Genomic DNA, 18,425 nt, shown 5'->3' on the forward strand with positions numbered 1-18,425 from the left:
CCGCAGGGCGGGCGCATCTCGATGCTACGACACGGCGAACGGGGGTCGACGCGCGGCGGGGCGCTGCCTGAACGCTGTCGGCGAACGGTGTCCGCGACGGCCGCTAGCGTGAAGGGCATGGGTCATCCGCCGTTCCCCGCCCCCGGCGACACCGCGGGCGACCTGACGGGCGACCTCATGGTGGACGCAGCGCAGCGCAGCGTGCTGATGCTTCCCTCCGACGCGTCCGGCGTCGTCGTGGGCGCCCCGGGCACGGGCAAGACCCGCACGATCGTCGACCGTGTCGCGCGTCTCGTCGCCGACGGGATGCCGCCCGAGGCGCTCCTCGTGCTCACTCCGACGCGGCAGGCGGCCACGTCGCTGCGCGACCGCCTCGCCCTCGCGGTCGGCGTCGCGACGACGGGTCCGCTCGCCCGCTCCGTCGCGGCCTTCGCCTATCAGCTCGTGCGCGCCGAGGCGGTCCGTACTGCGGCGGAGCCGCCGCAGCTGCTCACGGGGCCCGACGAGGATCAGCTCGTGGCCGACCTCCTCGCCGGCGACGCCGAGGACGAGGCGGCGGGGCCGTCCCGCTGGCCGGAGTGGCTGCCCGCCGAGGTCCGCGCGACCCGGGGCTTCCGCACCGAGGTGCGGGCGTTCCTCGCCGAGTGCACGACGCTCGGCATCGAGCCGGCCGGCCTCGCGGCGCGGGCCGCCGCGGAGGAGCGTCCGGTCTGGGCGTCGATGGCCTCGTTCGCCCGGGAGTACCACCGTGTCCGCGCCGACATGCGCGGCGCGCACCGCGACGCGGCCGGGCTCGTCCGCGAGGCCGTGGGACTCGTCCGGCAGGGCCAGGCCGCACAGGGCGCGTTCGCGCAGCTCCGCGCGGTCCTCGTCGACGACGCCCAGGAGCTGACTTTCGGCGGCGTCGAGCTGCTCGAGGCGTGCCGCGCCCGGGGCGTCGCCGTGCTCGCGTTCGGCGACCCCGACGTCGGGTCCGGCGCCTTCCGCGGCGCGACGCCGGAGAACTTCGCCCGGCTCGCGGCATCCGGCCCCGTGCACGTCCTGCCGGCGGTGCACCGCGGCACGGCCCCGCAGCGGGACCTGACCGCCGAGGTCACCTCGCGGATCGGCGCGGCGGGGATCGTCGCGCACCGCCAGCGCCCCACGGCGGCGGCACCGGACGGCACGGTGCGGGCGCTGGCCCTGCGCTCACCGGCGGAGGAGCACGACGCCATCGCCCGGCTCCTCCGCGAACGGCATGTGCACGGCGGCGTTCCGTGGTCGGAGTGCGTCGTCATCGCGCACGACACGCGGCAGGTGCTGACCCTCGAGGCCGAGCTCGCGGCGCGCGAGGTCCCCACACGCGCGACCGGGCAGGGGGCGCCGCTGGCCGGCGCCCGCGCCGTCCGCGACCTGCTGCGGATCGTGCTGCTCGCCGCGCGGGAGAGCGCGGAGTGGACGAACGACGAGGTCGGCGACGCGCTGCGCGGCGCGGGGCTCGATCCCGTCGAGCTCCGCCGGCTGCGGACGGCGCTGCGTCATCAGACCCTGCGGCAGGCGGCGGAGGAGGATGGCGTCCCCGGCGCCGCAGAGCCGACCGGGGCGGCCCTGCTGGCATCCGCGCTCGCCCACCCCGCCGAGTTCGCCCTCGTCGACACGCGCGAGGCGCGCCGCGCCGCGCGCATCGGCACGGCCATCGCGGCGCTCCGCGCGCAGCTCGCCGCCGAGGCGACGGCCCACGAGCTCCTGTGGACGGCGTGGGAGAGCCTCGACGGGCAGCGGACGTGGCAGGCCGCCGCCGCGGGGCACGGTCCGCTCGCGGAGCAGGCGGGCCGCGAGCTCGATGCCGTCGTCGCGCTGTTCCAGGCCGCCAAACGGCACGGCGAGCGGGCCGACGGCACGGCGCCCCTGACGTTCCTCCGCGGCATCCTCGACTCCGACGTCGCCGAGGACCGCTTGGGCGGCCCCGCCCCCGACGGAGTCGTGCAGGTGCTGACCCCCGCCGCGGCGCTCGGAACCGAGTTCGACACGGTCGTCGTGGCCGGTGTGCAGGACGGCGTGTGGCCGAACCTGCGCGCGCGCGGGAGCCTTCTCGAGACGTGGCGGCTGTCGGCGTCGGGCGACGCGGATGCCGTCGACCGCCGGCGGGGCGTGCTCCACGACGAGCTGCGGCTCTTCGCCCGGGCGATCTCCCGCGCCCGGTCCCTCCTGGTCATCACGGCCGTCGACGACGACGACACGGGGCCCAGCGCGCTGTTCGAGCTGCTGCCCCCGGCAGACGGCGTCGGGCCCGAGCATCCGCTGTCGCTGCGCGGCCTCGTCGCCCAGCACCGCCGCCTCCTCACCGAGCCGCGCGCGAGCAGCGCGGCACAGGCCCACGCCGCGGGCCAGCTCGCGCTCCTGGCCGCCGCGGGCGTCTCCGGCGCCGACCCGGCCGAATGGTTCGGCATCCGGCCACCGACCTCCACGGCGCCGTTGCGAGACCTCGAACGCGAGGACGTGCGCGTGTCGCCGTCCCGCCTGCACACGCTCGACGAGTGCGAGCTCAACTGGGTGATCGGCGACCTCGGCGGCGACAGCGGCGGCGCGGTGGCGGGCCTCGGGACGATCGTGCACGCCGCCCTCGAGCACGCCGAGGGCATCGACGAGGAGTCGCTGTGGGCCGTCGTGGAGGCGCGCTGGGGCGAGCTGGACTTCGAGTCCGCGTGGCGCGACCGCGCCGAGCGCACGCGCGCCAGAGACCTCGTCCGCCGCCTGGCCGTGTACCTGCGCCGCTTCGAGGCCTCCGGCGGGCGCCTCCTCGGCGTCGAGCCGCACTTCGAGATCCCGATCCCGGTCGACGAGGGCGCCCCGCACGGCGCCATCCTCAGCGGCTACATCGACCGCGTGGAGCTCACCGGCGACGGCGACGTCGTGATCGTGGACCTCAAGACCGGCAAGCGCGAGCCGCAGACCGACGAGAAGGTCGGCGACCACCCGCAGCTCGCGGCGTACCAGCTCGCCTTCGAGTCCGGTGCGATCCCGGAGGCCGCCGGCCACCCCGGCGGCGGCGCGAAGCTGCTCGTGCTGCGTCCCACGGCGACGAAGAAGGACTATGCGGAGCCGCGGCAGGCGCCGTTCACCGACGAGACCCGCGCGGCGTTCCTCGGCAGGGTGCAGGATGCCGTCCGCGTCATGCGCGGCACGACCTTCGCGGCGCCGTACGAGGAGCACTGCCGTGACGATCACTCCTACGGGCTGTGCCGCATCCACACGATCGGGGCGGTGAGCAGCTCGTGACGGCCTCTTCCCGCACACTCTCGCCGGAGACGATCGCCGCCGCGCTCGGACAGTTCCCGCCGACGGCGGAGCAGGCCCGGGTCATCGCGGCGCCCCTGGATCCCGCGCTCGTCGTCGCGGGGGCGGGAAGCGGGAAGACCGAGACGATGGCGGGACGCGTCGTGTGGCTCGTCGCCAACGGCCTCGTCCGCCGCGACCAGGTGCTGGGCCTCACCTTCACCCGGAAGGCCGCGGGGGAGCTCGCCGAGCGCATCCACCTGCGGCTGCAGCGCCTCGCCGAGTTCGAGGCGCGGGGGCTCCTGCCGCTCCTGCCCGACCTGCACGCGACCGGACGGCTCGAGGTCTTCGCCCGCCTCGAGCGCGCCGGAGCCGGCGCGTCGTCGCGCCGCCTCGCCCTCGATGAGCTGGGCGGCCACGCGCCCGCGGCGCCCGATGCCGACGCGCTCCTGCACCGGCCCACGGTCGCGACCTACAACGCGTTCGCCGACCAGATCGTGCGGGAGAACGCCGTCCGCGTCGGCCGCGACGCCGAGGTCGCGGTCCTGAGCGAATCCGCCGCCTGGCTGCTCATGCGCCGCGTCGTGCTCGACTCCGACGACCCGCGTCTGGAGGACCGGGAGGAGGCGCTGCGGACCGTCATCGACGCCGCACTGCGGATCGCGCGCGACGCGACCGACAACCTCGTCGACCTCGACGAGGTCGCGGCGTTCCCGGCCCGGTTCGCCACCGTGTGCGAGCGGGAATCGACGTCGGCCCGTGTGAGCGTCTACGCCGACGTCGCCAAGGCCGCGACCGCGGTCGGCGGGTTGGCCGTCCTGGTCGACCTCGCCCGCGAGTACGCCGCGCAGAAGCGCCGCCTCGGCGTCATCGACTTCTCCGACCAGGTCGCCGGGGCCGTGGATGTCGTCCGCGGGCACGCCGCCGTGCGCGACGACCTCCGCGACCGGTACCGCGTGGTCCTGCTCGACGAGTACCAGGACACCTCGGTCGTGCAGACCGACCTCCTCGGCACCGCGTTCCGTGACACCGCCGTCATGGCCGTCGGCGACCCGCATCAGTCGATCTACGGGTGGCGCGGGGCGAGCGCCGGCAACCTCGGAGACTTCGCCGCCGCCTTCTCCTCGGGCGGGACGAGCGCGCGGTTCTCGCTCATGACGAGCTGGCGCAACAGCGACGAGGTCCTCACCGCCGCGGCGGCGGTCCTCGCGCCCCTCGCCGACTCCTCGCCGGTCCCCGTCGAGGCGCTCCGGCCTCGCCCCGGCGCACCCCGCGGCCGCGTGGACATCGCCGTCGAGGCCGACATCGACGCCGAGGCCGACCGGGTCGCGGCGTGGTTCGCCGACATCCGCGCGCAGCGCAGCGGCGAGGCGACGACCGGCGCGATCCTCTTCCGCAGCAAGAAGCACATGGTCCGCTTCGGCGACGCGCTCGGCCGGCTGGCGATCCCGCACCGGATCCTGGGCCTCGGCGGCCTCCTGAGCACACCCGAGGTCGTCGACGTCGTCGCGGCGCTGCGGGTCATCAGCGACCCGCGCGCGGGGTCGGCGCTCCTGCGTCTCCTCGCCGGCCCCCGCTGGGCGATCGGCCTCGCCGACCTGCGCGCGCTGGCCCAGCTCGGGCGGCGCATCGCGCGGCACGACGCCGCGCTGCAGCCCCTCGAGCCCGAGATCGCCGAACGGATGCGGGCGTCGGCCGGCGACGAGGAGGGCTCCCTCATCGACGCACTCGACTTCGTGCTGCGCCATGGCGCCGACCACGGCTGGCTCGCCGAACTCACTCCGGCGGCGCGCGAGCGCCTCCGGGAGGCGGGCGCCGTCTTCGCGGGGCTCCGCCGCGCCGCCGGGATGCCGATCCCCGAGCTCGTCCGGCTCATCGAGCTGGAGCTGCGCCTGGACGTCGAGCTCGCCGCGAACGAGGCGCGTGGCCCCGCCCGGATCGCCGGCGACCAGCTGCGGGCCTTCGTCGACGAGCTGCACGGGTTCCTCGCGACCGATGAGAACGGGTCGCTCACGAGCCTGCTCGCCTGGCTCGACCATGCCGAGCGCCTCGACGAGTTCGCCCCGCGCACCGAGCCGCCCGAGGACGATGTCGTGCAGCTGCTCACCATCCACGGCAGCAAGGGACTGGAGTGGGATGCCGTCGCCGTCGTGCGGTTCGTCGAGGACGAGCTGCCCACCCGCGCGAAGGACACGCAGGGATGGCTCGGCTTCGGCGTCCTGCCCTACGCCTTCCGCGGCGATGCCCGCTGGCTGCCGCGACTGGCCTGGGAGGCGCACGACTCCCCGACGCAGCAGCACCTGAAGGACGCCCTCGCGGACTTCGCGGCGCAGAACCGCGCGCGCCAGGTGGAGGAGGAGCGCCGCCTCGCGTACGTCGCCGTCACGAGGGCGCGCGACCACCTGCTGCTGACCGCCTCGAGCTGGTCGGGGACGAAGAAGCCGCGCGACGCGAGTCCGTTCCTGCGCGAGATCGCCGCGGCGCTCGGCGCGCCGCTGCCGGAGATCGAGGCGGGCGAGAACCCCTTCGAGGGGGAGCGGCGCCTGCTGCAGTGGCCCCTGGACGCCCTCGGCGCGCGCCGCCCCGGAGTGGAGCGCGCCGCCGCGGTCGTCGCCGACGCGCAGGCCGGGCCCGCCGCGGAGCCCTCGCGAGACCTCGAGCTCCTGCTCGCCGAGCGCGCCGCCCGCGCCGCCGGGACCGCCGGGCGCGCGCCCACCCGCATCCCCGCGTCGCGGTTCAAGGACTTCGCGACCGACTACGCCGCCGCCGTCGCCGCGTCGACCCGGCCGCTGCCGGAGCGCCCGTACCGCCAGACGCGGCTCGGCACGCTCTTCCACGCGTGGGTGGAGCAGCGCTCCGGCCTCACGGGACTCGGAGCGTCCCTCGACGACGCGCTGTGGGAGGGGGACGAGGAGGCCCCGGGGGGCGCGCATCCCGACGCCGCGGCGCTCGACGGGCTCATCGCGAACTTCCTGGGATCGGAGTGGGCGTCGCTGCAGCCGATCGAGGTGGAGACCGAGATCGACTTCGCCGACCCGGACGCCCTCGGCGACGGGCGGCCGCACGTCATCATCTGCAAGCTGGATGCCGTCTACCGCCGGGCGGACGGCCGGATCGAGATCGTCGACTGGAAGACCGGCCGGCCGCCGCGGACGCCGCAGGAGCGCCGCGAGCGGATGATCCAGCTCGAGCTGTACCGGCGCGCGTACCACGCGAAGCACGGTGTCCCGGTGGAGGAGATCGACGTCGCGCTCTACTACGTCGCGGACGACCTCGTGCTGCGCGGCTGATCGGGGCGGGCGCTCAGGCGGTGCCGGTCCAGCGTCGCAGGGCGTTGCGCGCCGCGGCGTCCGGGTCGTCGCCGTCGTCCTCGGACTCCGCCGGACGCGCCTCCGCCGTGCGGGCAGCGTCTACGCGGGTCGCGTCGCCGGTCTCCGCGGCCGCACGCTGCGGCGACCAGTCGGACAGCTCGATCGGGACGGTCTCGAGGTCGACCTGCTCCTCGTCGTCCGCGTCGCCGTCTTCGTCGTCCGCAGCGAACGCCGACATCGTGCGGGCATCGTAGGTGTCGGTGTGCATCGACGTGTCCACGTCGCCGGACGCATCCGGGACGCGGCGGATCGCTGCGAACGCGTCGTCGACCGTCACGCGGGCCTGCGTCAGCGGCGGCTCGTCGCGCACGTTCTCCGCGAGCGCCTCCAGCAGCGCGACGGCGTCGTCGACGACCGAGTCGGCGCCGACGGTGTGGCCGTGCACGAGCCACTTCGCGAACTCCAGTTCGGCGTGCAGGCGCGCGCGCTCGGCGATGAGGGCGTCGGGGGCGCGGTGCGAGGCGTGCGTGTAGGCGTCCAGGACGTCCGCACGACCGGCCGTCGCCGACGCGAGCCAGCGGAGGTCGACCGCGGGGTCGCCCGCGCTCAGCCCGCCCCAGGTGAGGAGTCCCGTGACGGCGGGGACGCCGTCCTCGTCGTCCTCGAGGACGAAGGACGCCGGTTCGACGCCGCCCAGCACGACGGTGGTCTCGAACCGCCACAGCGCGTCCGCGCCGATCGCGGTGCTCCAGCGGCGCAGCAGCCCGAACGGCAGGCGGCCGGTGGCCTCCGCGCGGTCGAGCAGGCGCTCGGCCTCGTCGCGCACCTGGGTCGAGGTGAGGACCGCGAGACCCGCGTCGCGGACGACGGTGACCGGGAGGTCGTGGACGGCGGCCAGCGCCAGGCCGATCGCGGTCGCGACGCCGGGGCCGGCGGGGATGTGCGCCGCGTCGACGCGGTAGCCGGGCAGCATGGTCTGGACGAGGGCGTGCATGCCGTCCACCGTCGTCTCGCCCAGCACATCGGGGGCGTGGAAGGGCAGGACGCCGCGGACGCCGGCCGACAGGGCGCGCAAGGCCCGCGCCTCGGCCCGCAGGTCGCCGTCGGCGTCGACGTCCACCGGAACGCGCACCACGACGCGGCGGCCGTCGTCGAGCGTGGCCACGGCACTGTCGTAGCGTCCCGACGAGCCTTCGGTGAGCGCGCCGACCCTCACGACCCCGATCCGGGGGAGGGCGGACGTCACCGACGCGGCTAGAGTGAGGGGTGAGCGTGCCATGCCCCCAGGGTAGGCGGGGCACGCCCCGGCGCCCACGCGCCACGCCCGGCAAGGAAGGTCCTCGATGACGTCGCAGGAGGCTTTTCCGCCGCCCGCTCTGGCTCGGGCGAGCCTGGACCGGGCCGCCGATGAGCGGCTCGAGGACGGACTCGTCGCCCGGCTGCGCGCGGCGGCGGACACCCGCGTGCTCGTCGTGCACGGCGACCGGGCGCCCGTCCGCGGCGCCGCGCTGCACTACGTCGGCCCCGCGGAGGTGCGCGGCGGTGCGGAGTGGGCCTTCCTCGGCCGCGACGACGCCGGCGCTCCCGTCCTCGTCGCGGCGACCGCGGCAGGTGACCCTGCCCCCGTCGACGACGAGGCATGGGAGTCGCTGCGGGTCATCGGCGGAGAGCTGCCCGCGGCCGACGCGGGCGCCTTCGTCGAGGCGCTGAGCCTCGGGCGCTGGCTGCTCGACGCCCCGTTCTGTCCGGCGTGCGGCACGCGCACCGTCATCCGCTCGGCGGGCTGGGCGCGCACATGCCCGGCGTGCGGGCGCGAGCACTTCCCGCGCACCGATCCCGCCGTCATCGTCGCGGTCCTGAGCGCCGACGGCGACCGCATCCTGCTGGGCAAGAACGCGATGTGGGCGGCGCAGAACCGCTACTCGACGTTCGCCGGCTTCGTCGAGGCGGGGGAGTCGCTCGAATCCGCCGTCGGGCGGGAGGTCTTCGAGGAGGCCGGCGTCACCCTCACGGGACTGCGCTACCTCGGCTCGCAGGCGTGGCCCTACCCCCGCTCGCTCATGCTCGGCTTCCATGCGACCGTCGTCAACGACGCCGCCGCGCGCGCGGACGGCGAGGAGATCGTCGACGTGCGCTGGTTCACCCGCGATGAGATCGGCGCGGCGCTGCGCGGCGCCGCCGACTTCGGGCTGCCGGGCACCGCGTCCATCGCGCACCGCCTCATCCTCGATTGGCATGCCGGATGAGCGATCGCGCTCTCGAGGGGCTCGACGAACGACAGCGGGAGGCGGCATCCGTCCTCCGCGGGCCTGTGTGCGTCCTCGCGGGTGCCGGCACCGGCAAGACCCGCGTCATCACCCACCGCATCGCGCACGGCGTCGACACCGGTGCGTACTCGCCGGGCCGCGTCATGGCGGTGACCTTCACGGCGAAGGCGGCCGGGGAGATGCGCGGGCGCCTTCGCGCGCTCGGCGTCGAGGGCGTCGCCGCGCGCACGTTCCACGCGGCGGCGCTCGCGCAGCTGAACTTCTTCTGGCCGCAGGTCGCCGGCGACACGGCGCCCAGCATCGTCGACAACAAGGTGCGCCTCCTCGGCCAGGCCGCCGACGCGCTGAGGCTGCGGCTGGACGGCGCGACCCTGCGCGACGTCGCGAGCCGCATCGAGTCGCGCAAGGTGACGATGCGCACGATCGAGCAGGACGCGGTGGCGCGGCCCCAGGGGCTCGGCCGCGTCGAGCTCGGCGCCCTCGTGGACCTGCAGCGCGCGTACGAGAAGCTCAAGGACCAGCGTCGTCAGCTGGACTTCGAGGATGTCCTCCTCGCGTGCGCCGGGATGCTGGAGTCCGAGCCCCGCGTGCAGGCCGCCGTGCACGAGCAGTATCGGCACTTCACCGTCGACGAGTTCCAGGACATCTCGCCGCTGCAGCACCGCCTCCTCGAGCTCTGGCTCGGGGAGCGGCAGGACATCTGCGCGGTGGGCGACGCCAGCCAGACGGTCTACTCGTTCGCGGGCGCCGACCCGCGGTACCTCCTCGAGTTCGCCGACCGGCACGACGACGCGCACGTCGTGCGGCTCGAGCGCAACTATCGGTCGGATGCCGCCGTGCTCGCCGTCGCCAACGAGCTCATGCGCGGACGTCCCGGCGCGCTGGAGCTCGTCTCCGGCGCCCCGCCGGGACCGGCGCCGGAGGTCCGCGGCTACGATGACGACGCCGCGGAGGCCGACGGGGTCGCCGCCGCCGTCGCCGCGCAGACCGCAGCGGGCGTCGATCCCCGGCGCATCGCCGTGCTGTACCGCGCCAACGCGCAGTCCGCGCCGCTGCTCGCGGCGCTCGCATCGCGGGGCGTGTCGGCGACGGTGCTCGGCGGCAAGCGCTTCTTCGACCTCCCCGAGGTGCGCCAAGGCCTGCTGGCCCTCCGCGGCGCGTCGGTCGCGCCGGTCGAGACGACGTTCGTCGCGGCCGTCCGCGACGTGCTGCGCTCGCTGGGGCTCACGGATGACCCGCCGCCCGCGGGCGGTGCGCTCCGTGATGCGTGGGAGGCCCGCGCCGCGCTGCTGCGGCTCGCGGAGGAGGCGCCGGAGGGCACGACGCTCCGGAGCTTCACCGACACCCTCACGGCCCGGGCCAAGGACCAGCACGAGCCGTCCATGCGCACCGTCACGCTCGCGACCCTGCACGCCGCGAAGGGTCTCGAGTGGGACCACGTCCACCTCGTCGGCCTCGCCGAGGGGCTCCTGCCGATCTCCTACGCGACGACCTTCGAGCAGGTCGACGAGGAGCGTCGCCTCGCCTACGTCGGGGTCACGCGGGCCGCGCGAACGCTGTCGCTGTCGTGGGCGCGGACGAGCGGTCATCGCGAGCGTCAGCCGTCGCGCTTCCTGCGGGAGATCGGCACAGGCACGCTGCGTGCGGTCGATGGGCGCGCCACGTCCGGCGCACGCTCCCGGCGCTGAGGGCCACCGACGCCCCCAGGACGCCGCCCGCCACGAGCCGGGCCGCCAGCAGCGCGGCCTCCAGGAGCAGGGCGGGCTCGGTGGGCACGGCCCCCCGGGACAGCAGCTGGGCCGCCACGAGCGGCCAGGTCGGATCGGCCGCGCGACGGTGGGCGTGCAGGCACGCGAGGCAGGCGGTCACGCCCGGGACCACGAGCGGGCCGATCGTCACGCGGTCTCCGCAGAGTTCGATCGGGACGTGCGGCGTGTCCGCCGCGACGAGCCGCGCGGCGCGGAGGGGATCGAGCAGCCGATGCGCGACCGCGACGACGGGGAGGCGCGACGCGGCGGCGTCGACGGGCCACGCCGTGCAGCCGGCGACGTCGAGCCCGCCGCCGCGCAGTCCCGCGAGCAGGGTCGTCGTCTCGGCGTGCCCGAGCTCGGCGGGCACCTCGACGCGCACCCGCGGCGGGGCCTCCGGTGCGCGCCCGAGCGCCCCGGAGATCCGGCGGACGAAGGCGGTGGCGTCACCCGCCGACGCGCCGAAGCTCGCCGCGAGCGGCAGCAGCATGGCATCCGGGATGCCGTCGACGAGCGCGTCGAGGAGCCGCTCCTGCCACACCGCGACGTCGTCGACGCGGGCGACGGCCTCGGGGCCCAGCTGGATGCTGGAGGGGCTCCGCCACAGCGGGGGGTGCGAGGGGGCGAGGCGCAGCATGTCCCGATTGTGCGCGCGGCGGCGCCGCCGCGCGCCGGCCCTCCACAGTGCGCTCGGTCCGCCGCGTTCCAGGGCGGGGTGGGGAGGAGACGCCGGGCTCAGACCGGGCGGGGGTCCTCGGGTGCGGGGTCGCCGGAGTCCGCGTCCCCGTCGCGCTCCGCGGCCGCTTCGTCCAGCAGCGCATCCAGCGCGTCGTCGAAGGCGTCCCGGACCGGCTCCTCGCCTCGCGCGCGCGCCTGCAGCCGGGCGACCAGGGCGGCGGGGTCGTCGATGTCCTCGGCGGTCGGCATGAGGTCGGGGTAGTCCCACAGGCTGTCGCGCACCTCGGTGCCGACGGCATCCGTGACGGCACGCCACATCGCCGCGGCCTCGCGGAGGCGACGCGGGCGCAGCTCGAGGCCGACGAGGGACCCCATCGCCTGCTCCGCGGGACCGCCGACGGCGCGCCGGCGACGCACGGCCTCGGCGATGCGGTCGGCCGCGGGGAGGCGCTGCGTCGCGTCGGTCGTGACGACGTCGACCCAGCCCTCGATCGTGGCGAGCAGGTTCTCCAGGCGCGTGAGGGCCGTGGTCTGGGAATCGGAGCGCTGCGGCAGCAGGGCGCCGCTCTCCAGCGCCGCCTTGAGCTCCTCGGGGGCGGAGGGGTCGAAGCGCGACGCGAGCTCCTCGAGCGCGTCCATGTCGACGTGGATGCCGCGGGCGAAGTCCGTCACCTGCGAGATGACGTGCAGCCGCAGCCAGCGCGCGTGACGGAACAGGCGCGCGTGCGCGAGTTCACGGGTCGCGAGCGAGAGCGCGAGCTGCTCCTCGTCGATCTCGAGATCGCGACCGAAGTCCGCGAAGTTCTGCGGCAGGATGGCCGCCTCGCCGTCGGGCATGACGGGGATGCCGACGTCGCCGCCGGAGACCACCTCGAGCGAGAGGCGGCCGATCACGGCGCCGAGCTGCGCCGCGAAGAGCGACCCGCCGACGGTCCGCATGAGCCGGCCGGCTCCCGCGACGATGCCCTTCATCTCCTCGGGCGTCTGCGCGTCGATCGCCGCCGTCATGGCGTCGGCGATCGAGTTGGCGACCGGCTCGGCGAGCTCCTGCCACACCGGGAGCGTCGCCTCCACCCACTGCCCGCGGGTGAGCGCGCGCGGCGGCGCCCCGAGATCGGAGATCGTGGTGGCCTCGCTCAGCCACAGGGTCGCGAGCGCGAAGGCCTGGTCGAAGTCCTGCCGGTCGCCGCCGGAGATGCTCAGGGCGTCCTTGTTGGCGAGGTGCAGGGCCTGCGTCTTCGCCGCGTTCCAGTCGATGCCGTCGGCGCCGGAGGCGAAGGCGCCCTGCATCTGCCGCATCATCTGCTGCAGCATCGCCGGGTCGACCCCGAGACCGGAGAGGCGCTCCAGCTGCTCGGGGTCCAGGCCCCCCTGACCACCCAGGAGATTGCGCAGCAGCTCCTGGAATTCGTCCTCGGGGGAGCGGTCGTCCTCAGCCATGTGCAGGGGCCTTTCAGCAGGAAGCAGGCGTCTCGCTCTACGCTAGTCGGGGTCTTCGCCGCGCAGCCCGCGCGCGGGACGTCGCGCTTACGCCGGCCGCGAACGACCGGCTCAGGAAGGTCACCCGTGGCACTGTTCGACGAGAACGTGACGATCACCCCCGCGCCGCGCCGGCGCATGGCGCGCTCGGTGACCGCCGGGATCTGGGCGCTCACGGTGGCCCTGATCGCGCTCCTCGCCCTCACCGTCCTGCCGACCACCTACGTCATCCAGCGACCCGGCCCCGTCTTCAACACGCTGGGGACGGCGACCGGCTCGGACGGCGACGAGGTGCCGCTCATCTCCGTCGACGGCGCGGAGACCTTCCCGACCGCGGGCTCGCTGGACCTGCTGACCGTCCAGGTCGTCGGCAACCGCGAGCGGACCCCGTCCTGGTTCGAGCTCGCCGCCGCCTGGTTCGACTCGTCCCGCGCCGTGCTGCCCCTCGAGGAGGTCTTCCCGGAGGGCCAGTCCACCGAGGAGCGCAACGAGCAGAGCGCCGTGCAGATGGTCGACTCGCAGAAGGAGGCCACGGCCGCGGCGCTCGTGGAGCTCGGCTACGACGTGAACCCGATGGTCCGCGTCTACTCCCTCACGGACGACTCCGCAGCGCAGGGGATCCTCCAGCCCGACGACATCATCCGGGCCGCCGAGGGCACGCCGCTCACCGACACCGAGACGCTCCGGAAGATCATCAACGCCGGTGACGGCGCCCCCGTCGAGCTCACGATCGAGCGGGACGGCGAGGAGCTGACCGAGTCGGTCACCCCGCGCGAGGGCGAGATCGAGGGCAAGACGAGCTGGCTCATCGGCGTGAGCACGCTGCACGACTACGACTTCCCGATCGACGTGACCATCCAGCTCAACAACGTGGGCGGCCCGAGCGCCGGCATGATGTTCGCCCTCGGGATCATCGACACCCTCACCCCGGGCGAGCTCAACGGCGGCGCGGACGTCGCCGGCACCGGCACGATCGACGCGGCCGGCACGGTCGGGCCCATCGGCGGCATCCGGCAGAAGCTCTACGGCGCGCGCGACGCCGGGGCCGAGTGGTTCCTCGCCCCCAGCGACAACTGCGACGAGGTCGTCGGGCACGTCCCGGCCGATCTGCGGGTGTTCGCGGTCGCGACGCTCGACGACGCGCAGGACGTCCTGGAGGCCATCCGCGACGACGGCGATCTCGCGGCGCTGCCCACCTGCGACGCCGGCTGAGCGTTCGCCGGGCGCGGCGCCCGCACTCCGGGCCCCCGCCTAGGATGGACGGGTGACCACGACCTCCGCGCCGACCCAGGCCACGCCGAGTCCGTTCCGCCGTGCAGTGACGATCACGCTCGTCGTGATCGCCGCGCTCGTAGTGGCCTTCTTCGTCTTCTCGAGCCTCTTCGCCGACTGGCTGTGGTACCGCCAGCTCGGCTTCGACGGCGTGCTCGTGACGCAGTGGGCCGCGCGCATCGTGATGTTCCTCGTGGGCTTCGTCTCGATGGCGCTCCCGGTGTTCGCGGCCATCCAGCTCGCGTACCGCCTGCGCCCCGTCTACGCGCGGCTGAGCTCGCAGCTCGACCACTACCAGGAGGTCGTCGAGCCGCTCCGCCGCCTCGCGATGTGGGGCATCCCGATCTTCTTCGGCTTCTTCGCCGGCTTCGCCGCCTCCGCGCAGTGGGAGACGTTCTGGCTGTGGCGGAGCGCCGTCCCGACGGGCGACAAGGACCCGGAGTTCGGCCTCGACACGGGCTTCTACCTCTTCCAGCTCCCCGCCTACAGCGCCGCCCTCGGCTTCGCGTCCGCCGTGCTGCTGGTGTGCCTCGTCGTGACCGCGCTCGTGGCCTACCTGTACGGCTCGGTGCGGATCGGCCAGCGAGAGCTCCGGATCTCGAAGGCCGCGCGCATCCAGCTCGCCATCATCGCCGGCGTCTACCTGCTCGTCCAGGCCGCGAGCCTGTGGCTGGACCGGTTCAAGACGCTCCTCTCCGAAGGCGACCGGATCACCGGCGCCGCCTACGTCGAGGTCAACGCGATCATCCCCGGCCAGACGATCCTCGCGATCGCCGCCGCGATCGTCGCGCTGCTGTTCTTCGTGACCGCCGTCATCGGCCGGTGGCGCTTCCCGCTCATCGCGACCGGCCTCCTCATCGTCTCCTCGCTCGTCGTCGGCGTCGCCTACCCGTGGGTGCTGTTCAACATCCAGGTGCGGCCGAACCAGCAGAACCTGGAGAGCGAGTACTACCAGCGCAACATCGACGCCACGAAGCTCGCGTACGGCATCGACGGGCTGGAGAAGAGCGACTTCCAGGCCGTGACCGACGCCGAGCCCGGCCAGCTGCGCGCCGACGCGGAGACGACCGCATCCATCCGCATCATGGACCCGGCGATCATCAGCCCCACGATCCGCCAGCTCGAGCAGTACCGCGGCTACTACCAGTTCACCGACCCCATGGACGTCGACCGCTACGAGATCGACGGCACGTCGCAGGATGCCGTCGTGTCGGTGCGAGAACTGGACATGACCCAGCTCGGTCAGGCCGCCTCCTGGTACAACACGACGCTCGTCTACACCCACGGTTACGGCATGGTCGCCGCCAAGGGCAACGCCCGCACCGCCGACGGCAACCCGCAGTTCCTCGAACGCGGCATCCCGACGGCCGGCGAGCTGACCGACGGCGCGGAGTACGAGCCGCGCGTCTACTTCGGCGAGAGCTCGCCGGTGTACTCGATCGTGGGGGCGCCGGACAGCACCGAGGACATCGAGCTGGACTATCCGCGCGGCACCGACGGCGCCGCGCAGACGAAGACCACCTTCGACGGCGACGGCGGACCCGAGGTCGGCAGTGTCCTGAACCGCCTCATCTACTCGATGAAGTTCCAGTCCACCGACATCCTCTTCTCCGACGCCATCAACGACGACTCGCAGATCCTCTACGACCGCGATCCCGTCACGCGGGTGCAGAAGGCCGCGCCGTACCTCGAGCTCGACAACGACCCCTACCCGTCGGTCGTCGACGGCCGGATCGTCTGGATCGTGGACGGCTACACGCTCAGCGCCAACTACCCGTACTCCTCGATCGTGAGCCTCCGCGACGCGATCAGCGACACGACGAACACGGCCCCGCGCGTGGCCCTCGACGACATCAACTACATCCGCAACTCGGTGAAGGCGACGGTCGACGCGTACGACGGCTCGGTCACGCTCTACGCCTGGGACGACGAGGACCCGCTGCTGCAGGCGTGGCAGAACATCTACCCGAACACGGTCAAGCCGATCTCGGAGATGTCCGGCGACCTCATGAGCCACGTGCGCTACCCCACCGATCTGTTCAAGGTGCAGCGCGCCATGCTCGGCACCTACCACGTCGATGACGCGGCCTCGTTCTACGCCCGCGACAACGCGTGGAAGACGCCGAACGATCCCGTGTCCAAGGCGAACGTCCTGCAGCCGCCGTACTACCTGACGATGCAGATGCCCGGTCAGGATGCCCCGAGCTTCTCGATGTTCACCTCGTTCATCCCCGCCTCGGTGGGCGACAACTCGCGGAACGTCCTGATGGGGTACCTCGCCGTCGACTCCAACGCGGGCAGCGAGGACGGCACGCGGGCAGAGGGCTACGGGAAGCTGCGGATGCTGGAGATCAGCGCCGACGTGAGCGTGCCGGGCCCCGGTCAGGTGCAGAACATCTTCAACTCGGACGACACGATCTCCTCGCAGCTGAACCTGCTGAAGCAGGGCCAGTCCGAGGTGCTCAACGGCAACCTGCTGACCCTCCCGGTCGGCGGCGGTCTCCTGTACGTGCAGCCGGTCTTCGTGCAGGCCTCCAGCGGCACGCAGCTGCCCACGCTGCGGAAGATCCTCGTCGCGTTCGGCGACGAAGTGGCCTTCGAGGACACCCTGCAGGACGCGCTCGACGAGCTGTTCGGCGGCGACTCCGGCGCCAGCACCGGTGACGGCGGGGTCACCCCGACACCGAACCCGACCGAGACACCCGACCCGAGCGATCCCGGCGTTCCCGTGGACGAGCTCCAGGCGGCACTGGACGAGGCGCGCCAGGCCATGCTCGACCGCGAGGCGGCGCTCCGGGACGGCGACTGGGCCGCGTACGGTGAGGCCGACGAGCGCCTCACCGCCGCGATCGAGAAGCTCCTGGCCCTCGAGGACTGACGCGATCGATCCCCTGGGGGTGGGTGCTCACGCGGTGAGCATCCACCACCAGATCAGCAGCAGCGTCACGAGGAAGCCGGCCAGCTGGTTGATCCAGAGGAACCGGCGCCAGCCCGCTGTCGCGGACGCGGAGTCGGCATCCGGGATGCTGCGGAACGGCCAGACCGCGGCGAGGTAGGGGAGCACCGCGATGGCCGCGAGCGGCCCGGGCCACGCCGTCCCGAGCATCGCGATGCCCGCGGCGGCATAGCAGACGAGCGCGAACCGCGACGTCCAGGCGGCGCCCCGCGCCGTCGCGATCGAGGCGATCCCCGCCTCCCGGTCGGCGACGACGTCCTGCACGGCGCCGAACGCGTGCGAGGCGACTCCCCACAGGGCGAACGCGAGGACGATGAGGCCCAGCTGCCAGGTCCAGGTCGCGCCCGCGAGGGCCAGGCCGTACACGGCGGGGGAGAAGAAGTGGATGCTGCTGGTCACGGAGTCCGCGAACGGCCGCTCCTTCAGCCGGAGCGGCGGGGCACTGTAGAAGACGACGAAGAACAGGCTCGCCGCGAGGATCGGCCAGGTCACCGGCGGGCCGACGACGACGAGGAAGACCACGAACGGCAGGCACGACAGGCCGGCCGCCCACAGCGTGACGGGATGCATGCTCCGATCCAGCACGGCGCCGTGCGCCCCGCCCTTCCGCGGGTTGCGGAGATCGGACTCGTAGTCGAAGACGTCGTTGATCCCGTACATCGCGAGGTTGTACGGGATGAGGAAGAACAGCGTCCCGACGATGAGAGTCACGTCGATCCCGCGGGTCGTCAGGAGATAGGCCGCGGCGAACGGGTACGCGGTGTTGATCCAGCTCACCGGGCGCGACGACACGAGGAGCTCGCGGCCGACGGACAGCGCGTTCACTCGGCCTCCCGTGGGCTCAGCAGCACCCAGAGCGCCGGCAGCAGGAACGCCGCGCACAGCGGGTAGGCGAAGTCCTCCACGGGTGCGAGGCCGATCCGGATCCCGCTGATCCGGTCGGCGGGATAGGTGAACAGCCCCGCGGCGATCATGACGTTGTCGAAGACGGCGGTCAGGATGCCGAGGATCACGGCCGTGATCCCGGACGCGCCCATCCGTCGCGCGAAGCGCGGGCGCCGCAGGGTCGCGAGGGTCACGGCCGCGGTGAGCGCGAGGAACGGCAGGACGATCCAGACGTAGGTCATGCGCGGCGTCCCCGGGTGGCCCGCGTGTGCAGCCGGCGGAGCGCGGCCGCGTGCACGACGAGGGCGAGATAGCAGAGGAACGCGAGGAAGACGGGCTCCTCCAACGGCAGGTGCGGCGCGAGGTCGACGCCGAGGAGGAGCGGGCTCCCGCCTTTGACGAACACCCCGGCGGCGATCCCGACGGCATCCCAGAGCAGGAAGAACGCCGTCCCCACGAGGATCGCGAGCGTGGCGCGGCGGGGGCGGCGCCAGAACACCAGCCGGCCGCGCGCGTCGAGGGCCGCGACGCCCGCGGCCGAGACCAGCAGCGCGAGGAGGTACGCGCCGGGCAC

The 18,425-nt window shown here is 73.9% G+C and carries 11 protein-coding genes; 6 read left to right on the forward strand and 5 right to left on the reverse strand.

Annotation, left to right across the window (positions count from 1 at the left end; genetic code table 11):
- Positions 1–117: 117 nt before the first annotated feature.
- Both QZL85_RS02030 and QZL85_RS02035 read left to right on the forward strand, forming a co-directional pair.
- Positions 118–3,258: an ATP-dependent DNA helicase gene (locus tag QZL85_RS02030; RefSeq protein WP_295572985.1), complete on the forward strand. Its 3,141-nt coding sequence runs from the start codon at positions 118–120 to the stop codon at positions 3,256–3,258.
- Entirely contained in the window at positions 3,255–6,545 is a 3,291-nt protein-coding gene (locus QZL85_RS02035; protein WP_295572987.1) for an ATP-dependent DNA helicase, read from the forward strand. The genes QZL85_RS02030 and QZL85_RS02035 overlap by 4 nt, the downstream gene beginning before the upstream one ends.
- A 13-nt stretch (positions 6,546–6,558) precedes the next feature.
- Here the strand turns inward: QZL85_RS02035 and QZL85_RS02040 are convergent, their stop codons facing one another.
- A complete protein-coding gene (locus QZL85_RS02040; protein WP_295572990.1) occupies positions 6,559–7,845 on the reverse strand; it encodes a phosphotransferase in 1,287 nt (428 codons plus the stop codon).
- 64 nt (positions 7,846–7,909) lie between these two features.
- Here QZL85_RS02040 and nudC point away from each other — a divergent pair, with 64 nt between their 5' ends.
- Complete coding sequence (nudC, locus tag QZL85_RS02045; protein ID WP_295572991.1) at positions 7,910–8,812, forward strand: NAD(+) diphosphatase; 903 nt, start codon at positions 7,910–7,912, stop codon at positions 8,810–8,812.
- Positions 8,809–10,521, forward strand: coding sequence for an ATP-dependent helicase (locus QZL85_RS02050; protein ID WP_295572993.1), 1,713 nt, complete (start codon positions 8,809–8,811; stop codon positions 10,519–10,521). The genes nudC and QZL85_RS02050 overlap by 4 nt, the downstream gene beginning before the upstream one ends.
- Before the next feature lie 795 nt (positions 10,522–11,316).
- On the opposite strand, the gene QZL85_RS02055 is transcribed toward QZL85_RS02050, so the two are convergent.
- The gene (locus QZL85_RS02055; RefSeq protein ID WP_295572996.1) at positions 11,317–12,699 is read right to left on the reverse strand and encodes a zinc-dependent metalloprotease; all 1,383 of its coding nucleotides are present in this window, start codon (positions 12,697–12,699) and stop codon (positions 11,317–11,319) included.
- 126 nt (positions 12,700–12,825) lie between these two features.
- Between QZL85_RS02055 and QZL85_RS02060 the strand changes: the two genes are divergently transcribed.
- A complete protein-coding gene (locus tag QZL85_RS02060) occupies positions 12,826–13,950 on the forward strand; it encodes a PDZ domain-containing protein (protein ID WP_295572998.1) in 1,125 nt (374 codons plus the stop codon).
- Positions 13,951–14,002: 52 nt separating this feature from the next.
- Positions 14,003–16,888, forward strand: a complete 2,886-nt coding sequence (locus tag QZL85_RS02065; RefSeq protein WP_295573001.1) for a UPF0182 family protein — start codon at positions 14,003–14,005, stop codon at positions 16,886–16,888.
- A 27-nt stretch (positions 16,889–16,915) separates the two neighbouring features.
- Here QZL85_RS02065 and QZL85_RS02070 read toward each other — a convergent pair whose 3' ends face one another.
- The 3 genes from QZL85_RS02070 to QZL85_RS02080 are packed head-to-tail and all read right to left on the reverse strand — an operon-like array spanning position 16,916 to position 18,425.
- Positions 16,916–17,791, reverse strand: coding sequence for a prenyltransferase (locus QZL85_RS02070; protein WP_295573004.1), 876 nt, complete (start codon positions 17,789–17,791; stop codon positions 16,916–16,918).
- The gene (locus QZL85_RS02075) at positions 17,788–18,093 is read right to left on the reverse strand and encodes a lycopene cyclase domain-containing protein (protein WP_295573006.1); all 306 of its coding nucleotides are present in this window, start codon (positions 18,091–18,093) and stop codon (positions 17,788–17,790) included. Before QZL85_RS02075 ends, QZL85_RS02070 begins: the two co-directional genes overlap by 4 nt.
- Entirely contained in the window at positions 18,090–18,425 is a 336-nt protein-coding gene (locus QZL85_RS02080) for a lycopene cyclase domain-containing protein (protein WP_295573008.1), read from the reverse strand. Before QZL85_RS02080 ends, QZL85_RS02075 begins: the two co-directional genes overlap by 4 nt.

It is taken from the genome of uncultured Microbacterium sp. (assembly GCF_900078385.1).
Lineage (GTDB): Bacteria > Actinomycetota > Actinomycetes > Actinomycetales > Microbacteriaceae > Microbacterium.